The sequence below is a fragment of the Methanoculleus receptaculi genome (assembly GCF_033472595.1).
GTDB lineage: Archaea > Halobacteriota > Methanomicrobia > Methanomicrobiales > Methanoculleaceae > Methanoculleus > Methanoculleus receptaculi.
Genome location: NZ_CP137642.1, coordinates 159,389 through 175,058, shown reverse-complemented (window position 1 = coordinate 175,058; position 15,670 = coordinate 159,389). Strand labels below are relative to the sequence as shown.

General features: G+C 59.7%; 23 protein-coding genes. 6 read left to right on the top strand and 17 right to left on the bottom strand.

The features are described 5' to 3' along the window. Positions 1-117: 117 nt before the first annotated feature. From R6Y96_RS00965 to R6Y96_RS00955, 3 genes are all read right to left on the bottom strand, one after another. On the bottom strand, positions 118-1,023 hold the full coding sequence (locus R6Y96_RS00965; RefSeq protein WP_318621607.1) for a permease: 906 nt from the start codon (positions 1,021-1,023) through the stop codon (positions 118-120). Positions 1,024-1,047: 24 nt separating this feature from the next. Beyond that, positions 1,048-1,203: a hypothetical protein gene (locus R6Y96_RS00960; protein WP_318621606.1), complete on the bottom strand. Its 156-nt coding sequence runs from the start codon at positions 1,201-1,203 to the stop codon at positions 1,048-1,050. Positions 1,204-1,370: 167 nt separating this feature from the next. Continuing rightward, the gene (locus R6Y96_RS00955; RefSeq protein WP_318621605.1) at positions 1,371-1,781 is read right to left on the bottom strand and encodes an arsenate reductase ArsC; all 411 of its coding nucleotides are present in this window, start codon (positions 1,779-1,781) and stop codon (positions 1,371-1,373) included. 298 nt (positions 1,782-2,079) lie between these two features. Between R6Y96_RS00955 and R6Y96_RS00950 the strand changes: the two genes are divergently transcribed. Next, on the top strand, positions 2,080-2,475 hold the full coding sequence (locus tag R6Y96_RS00950; RefSeq protein WP_318621604.1) for an ArsR/SmtB family transcription factor: 396 nt from the start codon (positions 2,080-2,082) through the stop codon (positions 2,473-2,475). An 11-nt stretch (positions 2,476-2,486) separates the two neighbouring features. Here R6Y96_RS00950 and pdxT read toward each other — a convergent pair whose 3' ends face one another. The 10 genes from pdxT to R6Y96_RS00900 form a co-directional block, all read right to left on the bottom strand. Next, positions 2,487-3,065 (bottom strand): pyridoxal 5'-phosphate synthase glutaminase subunit PdxT, encoded by a 579-nt coding sequence (pdxT, locus tag R6Y96_RS00945; protein ID WP_318621603.1) that lies wholly within the window; start codon positions 3,063-3,065, stop codon positions 2,487-2,489. Beyond that, on the bottom strand, positions 3,055-3,951 hold the full coding sequence (pdxS, locus tag R6Y96_RS00940; protein WP_318621602.1) for a pyridoxal 5'-phosphate synthase lyase subunit PdxS: 897 nt from the start codon (positions 3,949-3,951) through the stop codon (positions 3,055-3,057). The genes pdxT and pdxS overlap by 11 nt, the downstream gene beginning before the upstream one ends. Positions 3,952-3,954: 3 nt before the next feature. Then, positions 3,955-4,875, bottom strand: coding sequence for an adenosylcobinamide-phosphate synthase CbiB (gene cbiB, locus R6Y96_RS00935; RefSeq protein WP_318621601.1), 921 nt, complete (start codon positions 4,873-4,875; stop codon positions 3,955-3,957). Continuing rightward, positions 4,854-5,378 (bottom strand): DUF7524 family protein, encoded by a 525-nt coding sequence (locus R6Y96_RS00930; protein ID WP_318621599.1) that lies wholly within the window; start codon positions 5,376-5,378, stop codon positions 4,854-4,856. The genes cbiB and R6Y96_RS00930 overlap by 22 nt, the downstream gene beginning before the upstream one ends. A 9-nt stretch (positions 5,379-5,387) precedes the next feature. Next, positions 5,388-5,573 (bottom strand): methytransferase partner Trm112, encoded by a 186-nt coding sequence (locus tag R6Y96_RS00925; RefSeq protein ID WP_318621598.1) that lies wholly within the window; start codon positions 5,571-5,573, stop codon positions 5,388-5,390. Beyond that, complete coding sequence (locus tag R6Y96_RS00920; RefSeq protein WP_318621596.1) at positions 5,570-6,580, bottom strand: adenylosuccinate synthetase; 1,011 nt, start codon at positions 6,578-6,580, stop codon at positions 5,570-5,572. Before R6Y96_RS00920 ends, R6Y96_RS00925 begins: the two co-directional genes overlap by 4 nt. A gap of 129 nt (positions 6,581-6,709) precedes the next feature. Next, the gene (locus R6Y96_RS00915) at positions 6,710-7,312 is read right to left on the bottom strand and encodes a CDP-alcohol phosphatidyltransferase family protein (RefSeq protein ID WP_318621595.1); all 603 of its coding nucleotides are present in this window, start codon (positions 7,310-7,312) and stop codon (positions 6,710-6,712) included. A 194-nt stretch (positions 7,313-7,506) separates the two neighbouring features. Next, positions 7,507-8,388 carry a hypothetical protein gene (locus R6Y96_RS00910; protein ID WP_318621594.1) on the bottom strand — a complete coding sequence of 294 codons (882 nt, stop codon included), beginning with the start codon at positions 8,386-8,388 and terminating at the stop codon, positions 7,507-7,509. Between the two features lie 35 nt (positions 8,389-8,423). Beyond that, positions 8,424-9,602, bottom strand: coding sequence for an FAD-dependent oxidoreductase (locus R6Y96_RS00905; protein ID WP_318621593.1), 1,179 nt, complete (start codon positions 9,600-9,602; stop codon positions 8,424-8,426). An 81-nt stretch (positions 9,603-9,683) separates the two neighbouring features. Then, positions 9,684-10,184: a rubrerythrin family protein gene (locus tag R6Y96_RS00900; RefSeq protein WP_214022494.1), complete on the bottom strand. Its 501-nt coding sequence runs from the start codon at positions 10,182-10,184 to the stop codon at positions 9,684-9,686. 148 nt (positions 10,185-10,332) lie between these two features. Between R6Y96_RS00900 and R6Y96_RS00895 the strand changes: the two genes are divergently transcribed. After that, positions 10,333-11,277 carry a cation diffusion facilitator family transporter gene (locus tag R6Y96_RS00895; RefSeq protein WP_318621592.1) on the top strand — a complete coding sequence of 315 codons (945 nt, stop codon included), beginning with the start codon at positions 10,333-10,335 and terminating at the stop codon, positions 11,275-11,277. On the opposite strand, the gene R6Y96_RS00890 is transcribed toward R6Y96_RS00895, so the two are convergent. After that, positions 11,217-11,828 (bottom strand): flavodoxin family protein, encoded by a 612-nt coding sequence (locus R6Y96_RS00890; protein ID WP_214022496.1) that lies wholly within the window; start codon positions 11,826-11,828, stop codon positions 11,217-11,219. The two genes, R6Y96_RS00895 and R6Y96_RS00890, sit on opposite strands and share 61 nt — an antisense overlap. Positions 11,829-11,933: 105 nt before the next feature. Between R6Y96_RS00890 and R6Y96_RS00885 the strand changes: the two genes are divergently transcribed. Genes R6Y96_RS00885 through R6Y96_RS00870 form a run of 4 tightly spaced genes read left to right on the top strand, consistent with a single transcriptional unit; the run spans position 11,934 to position 13,317 of the window. Continuing rightward, positions 11,934-12,176, top strand: a complete 243-nt coding sequence (locus R6Y96_RS00885) for a zinc ribbon-containing protein (RefSeq protein WP_318621591.1) — start codon at positions 11,934-11,936, stop codon at positions 12,174-12,176. A gap of 11 nt (positions 12,177-12,187) precedes the next feature. Then, positions 12,188-12,313: a desulfoferrodoxin FeS4 iron-binding domain-containing protein gene (locus R6Y96_RS00880; RefSeq protein WP_214022498.1), complete on the top strand. Its 126-nt coding sequence runs from the start codon at positions 12,188-12,190 to the stop codon at positions 12,311-12,313. 5 nt (positions 12,314-12,318) lie between these two features. Then, positions 12,319-12,669, top strand: a complete 351-nt coding sequence (locus tag R6Y96_RS00875; protein ID WP_214022499.1) for a carboxymuconolactone decarboxylase family protein — start codon at positions 12,319-12,321, stop codon at positions 12,667-12,669. Between the two features lie 3 nt (positions 12,670-12,672). Continuing rightward, positions 12,673-13,317 carry a peroxiredoxin gene (locus tag R6Y96_RS00870; RefSeq protein WP_318621590.1) on the top strand — a complete coding sequence of 215 codons (645 nt, stop codon included), beginning with the start codon at positions 12,673-12,675 and terminating at the stop codon, positions 13,315-13,317. 23 nt (positions 13,318-13,340) lie between these two features. Here the strand turns inward: R6Y96_RS00870 and R6Y96_RS00865 are convergent, their stop codons facing one another. From R6Y96_RS00865 to R6Y96_RS00855, 3 genes are all read right to left on the bottom strand, one after another. Next, positions 13,341-14,624, bottom strand: coding sequence for an IS110 family RNA-guided transposase (locus R6Y96_RS00865; protein WP_318621588.1), 1,284 nt, complete (start codon positions 14,622-14,624; stop codon positions 13,341-13,343). A gap of 302 nt (positions 14,625-14,926) precedes the next feature. Next, positions 14,927-15,292 (bottom strand): hypothetical protein, encoded by a 366-nt coding sequence (locus tag R6Y96_RS00860; RefSeq protein ID WP_318621587.1) that lies wholly within the window; start codon positions 15,290-15,292, stop codon positions 14,927-14,929. A gap of 184 nt (positions 15,293-15,476) precedes the next feature. After that, complete coding sequence (locus R6Y96_RS00855) at positions 15,477-15,659, bottom strand: hypothetical protein (RefSeq protein WP_318621586.1); 183 nt, start codon at positions 15,657-15,659, stop codon at positions 15,477-15,479. Between the last annotated feature and the right edge of the window lie 11 nt (positions 15,660-15,670).

The following is a 15,670-nucleotide window of genomic DNA, read 5'->3' as shown; positions in this document are numbered from 1 at the left end:
TAGCCCCACAATTGACCTCCCGACTCTGGCCCTTTCCGGTCACATGCCGCAGGGCATCTGTGGCAGCAGGGTATACAGTCTCATCTCCAGATTCATCCTGTCTGCTCCATGGTCTGTTCAGATCACGCTGAGCACCTGGAAGAGGACGCCGGCAAGGACGGCGACCGTGAGGATCGTCGCCACAAAGGCGGCGACCAGCCTCCGCTCAAAGATTGCCGCGAGAAGCGTCACCTCCGGAATGCTCGCCCCCGCGCCGCCGATGATCAGCGCCATCACGGCGCCGATCCCCATACCCTTCTCGAGAAGGACGGCGCTGATCGGGATGAGCGTCTCTGCCCGGATGTACATCGGTATCCCTATGACCGCCGCCAGTGGTATGGCGAGGGGGTTCCCCGGTCCTGCGACCGCGATGATCAGGTCTCCGGGGACGAACCCGTAGATGAACGCCCCGATCCCCGCGCCGAGGATGAGGTAGGGGAAGACCTGCCGGAAGAGACGGACGGCGAAGGAGAACGCACCGCGAATCCGCGTTCCGTGGCTGCTGTTGCAGTCGCACGGTTCCGGCCTCCCTTCAACCATGACGTCCTTTACGTATCGCTCGTAGCCGAGCCGGCCGAGGAGCCAGCCGAGCACGACTGCGGCCGTGAAGGTGAAGGCGGCGTAGATGGCTGTCGGGACGACCCCGACGAGCGCGACGAGAAGGGCGAGGATCACCGGGTTCAAGAGCGGGGACGCGAGCAGGAACGACATGCAGACCCCGAACGGGATGCCGACGTCAAGAAGCCCGAGCAGGATGGGGATCGTCGAGCAGGAGCAGAACGGGGTGAGCGCCCCGAAGATGGCGGAAAGGACATTCCCGACACCCTGCCGCCGCCCGGCAAGCACGCCCCGGATCCGCTCTTCCGGGATGTAGGCCTGGAGCAACCCGACGAGGAACGTGATCCCGACAAAGAGCAGGACCAGTTCGGCGGCTATCGTGACGAAGAACTGCCCGGCGGTGGCAAGTGGGGTCAGGATATCCATCCAGGTTGCTCCGCTGCCGGGCGTTTACTCCTCTTTCGTTGCTGACCCTTCCTTCTTCTCCTTCGGGACAATCCTGGTGCCACAGCAGCCCTCGCTGCAGCCGCATCCGGAGGAAAAGATGCTCTTTTTTAGCCTTGAACCGATTCCATCAGCCTTTTTATTCTCACTTTTGTCTGCCATGATCATCACGTCCGTCCTGGCGGGTTTTCCCATAGTTTCAATTTTGTTTGAATTACTTCTGTGCTACATGGGTATCAAGTTTTCTAATTCAACAAAAATCGAACTTTCCTGAAGTTGCCGGAGTTTACCGAAAGGCCGGTGCATGACCCTGGCCCTCGCCAAAACTGCTATCCCGATGCCCCGAACGTCGTGTCGATCCGGGAGGTGATCTCGTCCCGGATACGCCGGATTCCGGCCATTATCTCCTCGTCGGTGCCGGTGAGTCCCGATGGGTCCGGGAACCCCCGGTGGACCTCCTCCACCGCCCAGGGGAAGATAGGGCAGAGCCCTCCCTCGCAGACGGCGACGAGGACGTCCATTTCCCGCCCGTCGAACTCACCGAGATCCTTTGCGCGGTGGCCGGAGATATCGATTCCGATCTCGGTCATGGCTCTGACCGCGTAAGGATTCAGTCTGCCGGGTCTGGTGCCGGCGGAGAAGCCCTGGTAACGGTCGCCATACCTGGCGTTCAGGCAGCCTTCCGCCACCTGCGAGCGGGCGGAGTTGCGGGTGCAGACAAAGAGCACTCTCTTCTTCATCACATGTTCACCTCATACCTGCTCTCGATAAGAGGCGTCTCTGAATATGGTTTTCGCCTCCCCTGGCGGAGGCGGGTGTAGACCCGTGAACCGTCCCCGAGACCGGGTATTTACCCGGCAAAACCGTCAGCAGTCTCACCCCCTTCCAGGGCGACCCCCCTCCCCTCCCGGTCGTCTATCTTTTGAGGCCGGGGTGTTGAACGGACGGGATGCATTCAGGGAGGATAGAGCGTGGGCCAGCCTGGAAAAAAGGTATATACTGTTTCTTTTCATACCACTGTGAATCGGAAAGGTTACAGTGACGGCAAAGAAACGAGAGTGCGTGGAAGATGTCCACATTCCCCCGGAGGTCGAGGAGTCTCTATGCCGGTGCGGCGGTATCACAGGACTGGTGGAGCAGTTGCCGCGTGATGAGGCGCTGGAGCGGGAGAGCAGCATCCACCGCGCGCTTGCCGACCCGCTCCGTCTCAAGATCCTGGCGATGCTCGCCATCCAGCCTCTCTGCGTCTGTGTAATCAAGGCGGTGCTCGGGATAGCCGATTCAAAACTCTCCTACCACCTCTCCGTCCTGAAGAAGACGGGGCTTATCACCGGCGAGGCGCAGGGGAACTGGATCATCTACAGCCTCACCGAGATGGGGCGCAGGGTCTGGACGCGGCGGATTCGTGCGGCCGGAAACCAGGAAAAAGAGTGAGTTTCCGGCCCTTATACCCCGAGAACCTCTAAGAACATCCGGTGCAGGCGGAGATCCCCTCCAAGCTCCGGGTGGAAGGCGAACGCCATATGCCGGTCGTGCCGGACGGCAACAATCCCCTCGGGGATGCGGGCAAGCACCTCGACACCGCGACCTGCCTCCGTTGCCACCGGCGCCCGGATGAAGACCGCCCTGAAAGGTTCTTCAAGCCCCTTCACCTCCAGCATCGCCTCGCGGGAGTCGACCTGCCGCCCGAAGGCGTTCCGCTCGACACGCATAGGGATGAGGCCGAGAGGCCGCACACGGGGGTCATCCACCCTCTCTGCCACAAGCACCATACCTGCGCAGGTCGCAAATACCCCGCCCTCAAACTCCCTGAGCGCCTCATACAACCCGTTCTTCTCGATCAGCCTGGAGATGGTGGTGGACTCGCCGCCGGGTATCGCGAGCGCGTCGAGCCCTGCCAGGTCTGCAGCCTTTCGGACGGGGACGACAGAGGAACCCGGCCTCTCGGTGAGAGCCTCCCGAAACGCCGTTATGTGCTCGGTTACATCGCCCTGAAGCGCGAGAACGCCAACTTTAACGTCCACGGGTCTGCAACACCTCGTCTTCGCGGAGGAGATGGACGTCAAGACCCTTCATCGCCTCGCCGAGCCCCTTGCTCACTTCGGCGATGACCTTTGCGTCGTCGTAGTGGTTAACCGCCTCCACGATCGCCCTGGCGGTCGCCTCCGGGTTTGAGGATTTGAAGATCCCCGACCCGACGAATACCCCATCGGCGCCGAGCTGCATCATCAGCGCCGCGTCGGCAGGGGTCGCGATACCGCCTGCGGAGAAGTTCACCACCGGCAGTCTGCCGAGTTTCGCACACTCGATGACCAGGTCAGCAGGCGCCTCGATCTCGCGGGCACGGGTGATGAGTTCCTGATTATCCATACCTTTCAACGCCCGGATCCCGCCCATGATCGCCCGCATATGGCGGACCGCCTCCACAACGTTGCCGGTTCCTGCCTCGCCCTTCGTCCGGATCATCGCCGCTCCCTCGTTGATCCGGCGCAGCGCCTCCCCGAGGTCGCGGGCGCCGCAGACAAACGGTATCGAGAACCTGGTCTTATCGATGTGGAACTGCTCGTCCGCCGGGGTCAGCACCTCACTCTCGTCGATCATATCCACGCCGAGGGCTTCCAGAACCTGTGCCTCGACGAAATGGCCGATCCGGACTTTCCCCATCACCGGGATGGAGACCGCATCCATGATCTCGATTATCTTCTGCGGGTCGGCCATGCGGGCCACGCCACCGGTTGCTCTGATATCGGCCGGGACGCGCTCAAGTGCCATGACGGCGACGGCACCGGCATCCTCGGCGACCTGCGCCTGCTCTGCGTTGACCACGTCCATGATGACGCCCCCCTTCTGCATCGACGCAAAGCCGCGCTTGATGAGCTCGGTGCCAAATCTGAGTTCCTCAAGTTTCATTACTCATGTATAGCTCATGAACCACAATAAAAATACTGTGGCTATCTCAAGGATGGCAACCAGGATCACTGCCGCTCTGACCGCAGAGACAATCCCGGCACCCGCCTCTTCAAGCGTTCTCTCCGGGTTGCCTATGGTGTAGACACCGGGTTTCTCGAACCTGATCCCAACCCCGCCGGCGATGACGGCCATTGGGATCCCGCCATTGAACCCCGGTCGATTCTTTGCATCCCGGCGGAGCACCTCAATGGCGGGGGTGAACCGGCCCTTTGCCGCAAAGTAGGCGAGAAGGACCAGCCCGGTGAGCCTTGCCGGGATGAAGTTTGCGATGTCATCGGCACGGGCCGGAAACCATCCCAGCCGGAGCCTTTCGTCCCGGTAGCCGAGCATAGCATCCATGGTGTTGACCGCCCGGAATACCGCGGCGCCCACAAGCCCGAACAGACCAAAGTAGAGGAGCGGCGAGACGATGCTGTCGACAAGGTTCTCGGTCATGGATTCATATGCGGCCGAGAGGATGTGCTCCTGATCGAGGTGCGCCGTATCCCGGCTCACCATCATCCCGGCGGATGCCCGGCCGGCATCGATCCCCCCCTCTTTGAGCGCCCGAACCACGGCCGCCGTGTGTTCTTCAAGCGCCCGCCAGGCAAGAGTGGCCTTGAGCAGGAAGGGTGCAATGATGAGGTATACCCACAGCGGCGCCGCAACCTGGACGAGGGCAAACGGTGCGGCAAAGAGCGCGGCGGTCAGAAAAGCCCCGGCAACCCCTGCCGCCCGCTGGAGGCTCCGGGGGTAACGCGCCGGAACCCCCCACCAGCCGATGAACCGGCCCAGGAGCGCCACAGGATGGTATCGGGACTGCGGATCACCGACCAGACGGTCAACCAGCAGCGCCGCGGCAACTACGAACGCCGCCGCAACCATGCAAGGATGACCCCGAGGAGCAGCGCCACGAACGCAGCGGCGTTCAGGAGATCAGCCCGGTAGACAACCCAGAGCCCGTAGAGTACAACGGCGGCAATAACGAGGATGAGGATGCTGAGGGAGTAATGCAAACCCCTCGACGGAGCAAGTTCGGTTGCCTGAGCGGGCGTCCCTCTCGGTTCTGGCGCCGGTTCCGGCCGCCCCCTGACGACGACGCGGAACTCCTGCCGTCGGGTCCCGTAGCCGGTGACGACCTGGAGGGTAAAGAAACCTGGAGGAGCGTCTTCCTTGATAGGTATGTGAAACTCCTCTGTCCCGTTCACGTAGAGGTTCTCGTGGAAGAATCCGGTGAAGGCCGAGGAGTTCGTTGAGGCGAGGGTGATGTGCAGCGGCGAACCGTGGTTGATGAGATCCAGGACGAGATCGCTCCCCACCGTTACCTCAACCTCCTTTGGCACCTCAATGGAGTTGATCCCCCGGCGGTTTAGATGAATCTCAGGCATCTGCTCTCTTCAGTCCTCACAACCGGTCTGCGGGAGGAGGTTTGGGATACCCTCGCTTATGGGGTAATCGACGCCGCACGCTGGACACCTGAGGCTGCCCTCAAGCACCTCCTCCCCGCTCTCTTCGGTCACGGAGAGCGTGAGTTCACTCTTGCAGACAGGGCAGCAGAGGATCTCCATCAGGTTTTTTCTCATACTTCACCTCTCAGATCGATGATCTGGGAGAGTTCGGGCCCGGTCGAGATCAGGGTTACAGGCCTGCCTATGTCCTCTTCTGCCTGCTCGATGAACTCCATCGCCGGTTTTGTCAGTTTGTTGTAGTCCGTTACGCCAAAACAGGCAGGGTCGACCCGGTCTATGCCGGTGATCGCCGCCTGGGTGCAGCCGTTGATCATCGCAGAGTAGCGGGCCATCTCCCCATCCCAGGTGCCGATACGCCGCTGGCGGTGTGTCACTGTGCCGAACTCCTCGATCCCGAGTTTGTGCGACCGTTCCATCGACATCTCGGTGGGGAACGGCCCCTCACCGACCCGGGTCGGGTAGGCCTTGAAGACGACGATGACATCGTCGATCCGGGTCGGACCAACACCGTTGTCGGCGGCGATCTGCGAGGCGGAGGTGTCCTTGCTGGTCACGAAGGGGTAAGTCCCGAAGTAGAGAGATATCCCGAAGCCCTGTGTCCCTTCCAGGAGAACCACCTCATCGTTGTCCAGAGCCAGGTTGATCCTCTCTGCAACATCGGTGATAAAATCAGAGAGTTCCGGGAGATCTTTTGCCTGCCTGCCCAGTCTGAGGACGCGGTCGGCGTTTGCCGGGCCACAACCTGTCCCGGTGCTCCCGATCCTGTCCCTGAGGTGCTCGCTCTCCCTGTCGCGTGCAACATGCTCCTCCTCGATGATGCCGCAGCGACCGTCGATGAAGATCCTGTCACGGGCACCAACCAGGTCGATCTCATGAAGGAAGACCCGGGGGTCGACGAGCACGCCGCTCCCGATCATGAGGGTTGCATCCGGGTATACGAACCCCGATGGGACCATCCGGACACCGTAATCCTTCTCTCCGACTCTAACGGTATGTCCAGCGTTTGGACCTACACCCCCTCTGGAGATGATGGATGGCCTATCGTGATGAGCGATGTGGGCCACGATCTTTCCTTTGCCCTCGTCACCAAAGAACCCGCCGACGATAATACTGCAACTCATTGTTCTATCATGTAGGGTAGAGCGATACATGCTGATAAAAACATCGAATGTGCCCGGTCAACGGGTAGTTCACTTGTAATTCTCGTGATTATGCCGGTCTTCTCCGTGTGTACGAAATGCCCCAAAAGGTCACTGTGCGCCCGGGGGTTGTGGCGGGGCGAGCGTAGCCCGCCTCACAAGGATGAGCCGCTCGATCGCGGTGGCGTTCGTTGCGATCGCCAGAATTACGAGAGCTGGGAGGACAAGACCGGTCAGGAGCCCGATGATCAGGACCACGATTCGCTCCGCCCGGGCGAAGAGACCGGCCCGGCAGTCTACACCGATCCCCTCCGCTCTGGCGCGGGCGTAACTCACCATCAGCGAGCCTATAGCGGCGGCAAACGCAGCCTCAACCCCCCAGGGGATTGAGGCGCCGGCGTAGTAGACGAGCAGCCCGGCATAGACCGCAGCCTCAGCGTAACGGTCCAGGAACGAATCAAGGAAGGCGCCGAAGGGGGTAACGGCCCCTGTAATCCGGGCAAGCGCCCCGTCCAGGGCGTCAAAGACAGAGGATGCAGCAACGAGGAGGCCCGCGGCGGCGAACGATCCCCCGGCGCAGAGGAGACCCGCGGCCGCCATCCCGAGAAACCCTGCCACCGTGAGAGCGTTCGGGGTAACCCCCGTCCGGCTGATCAGGCCCGCCGTCCGTGCCAGCATCCCGTTCGTCCTTCCACGAAGGGTATCCTCGATCACGCTCACCACACCCCCATGAAGCGATCGGGGCGTCTCCACGGCCGCAACATGAGGAGAGATCTTCGCTCCCTGGTGATAAAAAAAGGTGCCTGTTGAGTCTTACCGCTCCCTGATGCGTATCGAAGAGCCATTCGTGGGTGGACTCTATAGTCAGTTGGGACTGTAACGAAATTTCGGTCTTGGCGCCGGCAGGTCTACACTGCGCGGAATCCGGTGCCCTTCTTACTTAGCAGGCCAATCTTCCTGAGGTCATCAAGGACGCCTTTCACAAACTCCGTGGAGAGATTCAGCGATATCGTCCATATTCCGTCGGGATCTTCTACAACGCTCTCTTTCAGGATCCTTGCAACCTCCTCCGGAGCCAGGGTTCCGCATTCCTCGATGATCTCCTGCACCCTCGTGGCAACAAGTTGTTTCAGGAAGACCGCCTCACGGAACGCCGCGTAGGTGTCAGGATCGAGATCGAGTTGCACTGCAAGATCGTCGATATTCTCGAGATCTGCTTCCAGGATCGCCCGAGGGTCGAACAACAGCCGGTATTCGGGCACCGACGAGACGGTCATGTTCGCAGTGATTCCGCGGTCTTTGAGGATCTCGGGGTCGATACCCTCTATGATATCCTCCGGCAGAGCCATCACGAGGCTCCCGGGGTCTGCATGCTTCTGCAGGATCACCCTACCGTCCTCTTCTCTGGCCAGGCCGTTTCCCTTCAGCGTCGAGATTGCTATGAACCACTGCATCTTATCCTTCCAGGGAGGTTGCCGTCCTGTCTCCCCGCCTATCCCGGATAAACCCGTCCAGGGTAGAGGATCGCCCGGTTTATATCGTTCCATTATCCCGGCGATGACCCCGGCGACCTTCTCCACGATCTCAAGGTTGGTCACTTGCAGGCTTCCGGCGTCTTCATCTTCCTCCTCGAGTTGCGCGAGCCGTTCTTTCAGAAGCGATCTGGTACTCCCTATAGTCCCCATTACAAAGGTCATCTGCTCCAGGACGGTGGTCATATCCCTGACCTGTGCCGGCATACCGGCCTCCTTAAAGGCCCCGCGGATACGGAGTGCCTCTTCAAGCGTCATCTTTTTCCTCCTCCTGTATTGGCGGTGGAGTTCATCTACCCCCCAAAGTTGTTGTTGCCGGAGAGCCCCTGCTCCAGGATGTGGTCATGCGCCTCGATCGCTGCCTTCGCCCCCTCACCGGCGGCGACGATGATCTGTTTGGCCCGGACGCAGGTTGCGTCCCCGGCGGCAAAGATCCCGGGAACGTTTGTGTGAGTGTTCACGTCTATCAGGATCTCGCCCATCTCGTTCAAAGCCACCAGGTCACCAAGGAACCCTGTCCTTGGCATGAGCCCTATGGCCAGGAACAGCCCTGCGACGTTGAGAACGGTCTCCTTCCCGGTCTCTCTGTCGTGGATCGTGATCCCGGTCAGGGCGTCGTGGCCGTGGAGTGCCGTCACCTCGTGGTGGAGGTAGATCTGCACACCGAGTTCCTTTGCGCGGGTGGCGTAGACCTCGTCGCAACGGAGGTCACTTCTGACGATCATCGCCACGGAACTTGCTATCTTCGCCATCTCGACAGCGGTCTGGGCAGCCGTGTTCCCACCGCCGACGACGGCAACAGGCATACCCCGGAAGAGCGGAGCGTCACAGGTCGCGCAGATCGAGATTCCGCGTCCCATCAGTCTTGTCTCACCAGGGAGGTCGAGCGTCATTGGCTCTTTTCCAGGGGCCAGGATAACCGTCCGGCACTTGAATACGTTCCCGGAGGCTGTCCTGACGAGAAAGAGATCGCTCTCTCTTGCGATACTCTGGACGCTGTCAAGTTCAAGGCTGACATCGAACTCCCTGACCTGCTCCTCGAACTTACGGACGAGTTCCTCGCCCGTGATTGCCGTAAAGCCCATGTAGTTCTCGACCATCCAGCTCCAGGCAGCCTGCCCACCGATATCCTCCGAGACCACGACCGTCTTGAGGAGTTTGCGGGCAGAGTAGACCGCGGCCGTCAGCCCGGCGGGGCCGGCACCCACGATGACCGTATCGTAGACCCGGTCGATCGCTGCCGTCCCGAAGACCTCGCGGAGCCTCTTTGCATCGAACCCTACGATCACCTCATCGCCGACCACCGTGACCGGCACCCCTCGCTGCCCCGAGATCCGGATCATCTCCCGCGCCGCCTCGCGGTCCTTCCCTACATCCACGACCTCATAATCGATGCCGTACTTCCGGAGGAACGCCTGAACCATCCGGCAGTAGGGACAGCTCTCAGTCGTGTAGACCTTCACGCCTGCCATGGTGAAGAAATAACACTGAGAGAGTATTTAACTTGCGGGGGAGAGAGCGGTGTGAGATCTGGTTGAAAAGAAGAAGAGAGGTTACTGGATCTCGCGGAACATCCGTTGCGGAACACCGCAGATGGGGCACTTCTCCGGTGCCGTGCCGAGTTCGATGTTGCCGCAGACGGGGCAGAGGAAGACCTTCTCCGCATCCAGGTCTTTTCCGTCCCGGACGGCCTCGAGCGCCTGGAGGTAGATGTTTGCGTGCACCTCTTCGGCACGCATCGCGTGGGTGAAGACGATCGAGGCCTCGTTTTTGCGTTCCTTCTTTGCCTCGGCTACAAACGCGGGGTACATCTCCGTGAACTCGTAGTTCTCACCCTCCATCGCGGTCTTCAGGTTCTCCTCCGTGGTTCCTACGGCGTCCAGGAGGAAGAGGATCCGTTTTGCATGGATGGCCTCGGCCTCGCTTGCCGCCTTGAAGATCTTTGCCACCGTTGAGTAACCTTCGGCGCCTGCCTTCTCGGCGAAGGCTGAGTACTTCCGGTTTGCCTGAGACTCGCCTGCGAACGCTTTCTGAGCGTTTTCTTCTGTTGACATGATGAACTCTTTTCTGGATGCCCGTATTAAATCTTTCACCCCGTTTAGCAGAAGTGACGTTTGATCCCCAGGCCGGTATGCCTGTAGCGGCGGGGTTCATGCGGTCTTTTCGGAAAACCCTATACCACTCGCATACTTATCATGGTGTATGGGGGAGGATGCGACCCGTCAGCGGTCAGGAGGCAAAAGATCGGAGGTCCAGATCCAGGTGCGGCGGATATTAATCCTCATCCTTGTTCTGAATCTCGCAGTTGCGCTTGCAAAAGCTGTCTTTGGCTTCCTCGCCGGTTCGGCGAGCATGGTGGCGGATGCCGTTCACTCCGGGTTTGACTCTTTCTCAAACGTGGTCGGGATAACCGCACTCTACTTCGCCGGGAAACCCCCTGACACCGGGCATCCCTACGGCCATGGCAAGATCGAGACGCTCGCCACCCAGGTGATCGGCCTGATGCTTCTCCTGACCGCCGCCGGCATCATCTACGGGGGCGTCCAGAGACTCGTCGAGCCCGTCATCCCGGATATAACGGTGGTCACCGTCTCTGTCATGTTCGGGACGCTCATCATCAATATCGGTGTCTCCACCTACGAACGGAAGAAGGGTCTTGAGTACGGGAGCCAGATCCTGGTCGCCGACTCGCGACACACCCTGAGCGATGTTTTCGTTTCTCTGGCAGTTCTCAGCGGGTTCCTGGCTGTCAGTCTTGGCTATCCGCAGGCCGATCCCATCATCGCTCTCGGTATCGGTCTCCTGATCGCCAGGATGGGGTTCAGGGTCCTCTACGAGGCCGCAGAGGTTCTCGTCGACACGATGAACATCCTCTGCGATCCCGAACTTATCCAGATGGTGGTGATGGAGACGCCCGGCGTCACCGGCTGCCACGAATTCAGGTGCCGTGGCAAACCCGACGAGATCCTTGCCGACATCCACGTAACCGTGGACCCCGAGACTCCTGTCTTTCAGGCGCACGAGATCTCGGCCGAGGTTGAGCGCCGACTTAAAGAGGCTGTGCCGGGGCTTGCCGACGTTGTCGTTCACATCGAGCCTTCAGACTCCTCCCCCAGCAGCCGGCCGAGTTCGAAGCCCTTCCGGTAGGCCGCCTCAACAACCTCCGGGCGCGTCCGTATGTCCCGGATCGTGTCCATGTCGTTCTGGAGCACCTCGTCCCGGTAGGGACAGTCGATGATCTCTCCAAACGCCCGTGCGGTTGCTTTTGCGCCGTCAAAGACGGACGGCAGGTTCATCCCGGCGATCGAGATGAAGAGCATCCTGCGTTTTTTCCGCCGTTCGGGCGTGATGAAAGAGCGGCCCCGGTGGTACTTCGCCATGTAGAAGACCTGGAACCTGTCCATGAACGACTTGAGTCTCCCCGGGATGCCCATCGTCATAACGGGCGTGGCTATGATCAGCCCGTCCATCTCCCGGAACATCTTGAAGTATCTCTCCATACCATCCTCGATCAGGCAGTTTTCGCTACCCATGCACTGGAAGTACTCCATGCAGGGCATGATATCGAGGTGAGCGACCTCGATCTTCTCGACCTCGCAACCCGCCTCCTCTGCGCCCCTGATGGCTTCATCGAGGAGATAGGCGGTGTTTCCGTCAAGGAGCGGGCTTCCAAGCAGCGCGACTACCTTCCCTGGCATGATTGGAGGGTTGCGCGTGAGTCTATTAATAGGATGCGGATGCCCCAATGAGCAAGGGGAACTGCTAAATACCTTGCGCGGTAATTATCGCTCTGGTGAATATCAATGGTTGAACCAGAGACGAAAAAGACAGCAAAGGCAGGAGAGAAGCCAGGCCCTGGCAGGTATATCTGCATAGACTGCGGGCGCGAGATCCTGATCGACAGCACAGACCAGGATCTCGTCAGGTGCCCATCCTGTGCCTGTGAGATGTACAACTGCCTTCCGATGACCCACATAAGGCCGGACATCAAGACACCGGAGGATGTCATGAACCCTCCTGAGAGGAAGAAGCCAGGGAAATCCTGAAGGTGAGATGAATGGTGAACGTATCGGCGGAAGGTCAGGTTTACCGCTGCGAGATCTGCGGAAACGTCGTCCAGGTGCTGGAAGTCGGCGGCGGCGAGCTGGTCTGCTGCGGCGAACCTATGGTGCTTGAGGAGTGATTGAGATGGATGAGAAGAAACTCGAGGAGAAGATAGGAAAGGTTCCCGTGATCTTTAAGGATCTCAAGGAGACCGATCCAGACCTCTATGCAAAGGTTATGGGGCTTGACCAGGTGATCTGGGATGATGGCGCCCTCTCAAGGCAGACAAAGAAGGTCATCGCGATCGCGATTGCAGCGGCGCTCCGGGATGGGCACGCTGTCCGCGCTCAGATGGCCGGAGCGGCAAACCTTGGTGTATCGAAGGAGGAGATCGAGGAGGGACTGCGGGTTGCGTTCCTGCTGGCAGGGATGCCGGCCTACGTCCACGGCAAGACCGCCCTCGAGGAGTATTTCGGCAAACGCGCACAGAGATGAGTTATGGAGCCTGAAGAACAGAACAGGATGCCTGTGATCGGCGAACCGGCGCCGGAGTTTGAGGCGCTGACAACCCATGGCCCCCTGAAACTCTCCGATTTCAAGGGGAAATGGGTCATACTCTTCTCTCACCCGGCCGACTTTACGCCGGTCTGCACAACCGAGTTCATAGCGTTCACCGATATCGCCGACGAACTTGCGAGGCTGAACGTCCAGCTCATTGGTCTCTCCATCGACAGCGTCCACTCGCACCTTGCGTGGGTTCGGAGCATCAAGGAGAAGATGGGGGTTGAGATCCCGTTTCCGGTCATCGCCGACCTAGACATGAAGGTCGCCCGGCGTTACGGGATGATCCATGGCAAAGAGGGCACCACCGCGACCATCAGGGCGGTCTTCTTCATCGACGAGAGGGGGATCCTTCGTGCAATGATCTACTACCCTGCGTCCAACGGCCGGTCCATGCCAGAGATCCTCCGCCTCATAAAAGCCCTCCAGACCTCGGACGTGCACGGTGTCGCGACACCGGCGAACTGGCAGCCGGGAGACAAGGTTGTCGTGCCGGCTCCAAAGACGCCGGCAGAGATCGAGAGACGGTTGAAGGAAGGTTACGAGTGCAAGGACTGGTACCTCTGCTTTAAGCAGATCTAAAAACCCACTTTCGTATGAAAATGTCAAAGGGGGTGGGTGGCCCTCTCCGCTCTCACCCCCTCAGCGGTTGACTTTTGGTTCTCAGGCGAGTAAATTCGGTACCCCGCCCTCAACAGGGTTTCGACGGCATCATCAATCGAGATCTTCGGCAGGGTCATGCGCGCCGGGAGTTTCCGCACCCTCTTGAGTCCCGGTTCGACGTAGGATTCCCGGTTCACCAGGAGATGCCACAGGATACTGAGGATCTTCCGGGCGAGAGCAACAATTGCCTTATTCCTCCCTCGGCGGTAGGCGATCCGCCGGAAGAAGGAGGAGAAGACAGTACCTGTAGTCCGGCTGGCCGCCTGGGCCGCCTGCACCAGGATCCAGCGGAGACTCTTTGACCCCTGTTTCGTGATCTTGCCGCACACCTGGGTATCAGCAGATTGATAGACCGACGGTGCCAACCCAGCCCAAGAAACCAGACGACTCGCGGTGGAGAAATCCCGGACATCACCCAGTTCTGCGAGAATTGTTGTTGCTGCGGTGATGCTGATCCCCGGCACCGAGGTACAGATCGCGACTGCCTCCAGCTGGGGATCCTCGAGCGAGGCAAGGATCAACTCATCCAGATGAGCGATCTTCTCCTCGATCTCCTCAAGCAGATGCAACTGGGTCGTAAGGAGATGCAACTGGATGGGGGAGAGTGGGCTACCCTGGAGGATCTCCCGGAGTTGATCGGCACGGCGGAGGATCCGGGGCGAGGGGATAGTCGCGAGGGTGGTCTCCAGGTCCTTCTGTTCGGCAAGACCTGAGAGGAGATGACGACCTGATTTCCCGAAAAGATCTTTGAGCGCCAGGTTCAGGCGGATACCCGCGCTATCCAGGATCTTATGAATCCGGTTCTTGATGGTTGTCCGGGTTCTGACCAGTGTCTCCCGGTTGCGGGTCAGATCCCGGAACTCACGATCGCGCCGGGGAAAGATCCGGGAGGGCCGGATCAACCCGTGGAGAGCGAGTTCGGCAATCCATCGGGCATCGTTCATGTCTGTCTTGCGTCCTGGGATACTCTTGATCTGACGCGCGTTGGCAACAATCGTTCGAATATCTGACTCGAGTTCCAGGAAGAGTCGATACCAGTAGATCCCGGTCGATTCCATGGCAACGATCTCACACCCTTCAGCAAGCACAAGGTCTTTTAGTGCCAGAATCCCATTGAGAGTGTTGTGGAAGCGATGCTGAGAGGCTTCTCCAGATCGTGAGAGAATGCAGACCTGGAGAAACATCTTGTGAACATCGATTCCACATGCTATGGTTGGTTCCTTCATAATACCTCACGAGATGGGGTAGCTCCAAAACGCTTCAGGAGCGTTTTCGTATACGCATTCGCTGATGCAGGTATGCTTCCGAAACGATGGCTGGGTTAGTTTTTTGCACGGGCTCAGGTCCCAAAAAGGGGTCAGCCTTCACTACCCCAGGAGAAATGGCCACCCGACTATTTTAATAGGGTATGCTTGTGGCCCAAAGGGCATCATGTAGTTTTTTGTAGCATTCGTCCAGGTCTATATCGAGACAGAAAACCCACCAGGCTCAGCCCCGTTATTTGCCGTGGTTGCCGAAATAGGGCGTTTTACACGACCTGTTTTGAGTTTTCTTCGAGCGCCACCTTTTCGAGGTGACTCCTCCATCCTCTCAACTCCTCTTTCTCTGTCACCCCCGGGATTTCCGCGACGGTTCTCGCATCCCGCCGTCCGCGCTCACGCAGGAAAGAGGGTTCCGGGGTGAGAAGAGTCCCGGCACGTTTTTTGCCTCCGCCGGGACAACACATCATGTATGACCATAGACGTCCTCGCGTTTTCGGCCTCGCCCCGCCGCCACGTCCGCCGGTATCTTTCCTGGAGGCGCTGGAGGTCGGGAAGGGTGCTCTCCCGCGCATGCCGAGCACATCCCCGATGGCGGCCTCGAGGAGGCAGCAGCCTTTGAACTGATCGCGCATCTTGGGTGGTAACTCTCGTACGGTTGCTCTTAAGCGTTGTTGTTCCGCGCGCGCGTTACCACGCACTGCATGGGCAGGCGAGGGAGAATCACTCTCGCCGGAGATCTCTTTCCCCGGACGCCTTTTTCAGCGACCGCAAGGCCGGGGCACCCGGGTTACAGGCATTCAGGTTGACCGGGTGCGGTTAAGATACCCTACCCGATCCTGCATGGTCCCCGGCATCGTCCAGTTTCAGCACCCAGACGTCCCCCTCCAGCGTGCGATGGCCTGGGGTCAGCGGCCGATCGAAGCATCCGGCGGCGACGGTTAGCAGGATGAGCGCGGCAACCACTTCCAAGGTCCGGATTATCCCCTGAGCTGTTTTCATCGAATCATGCT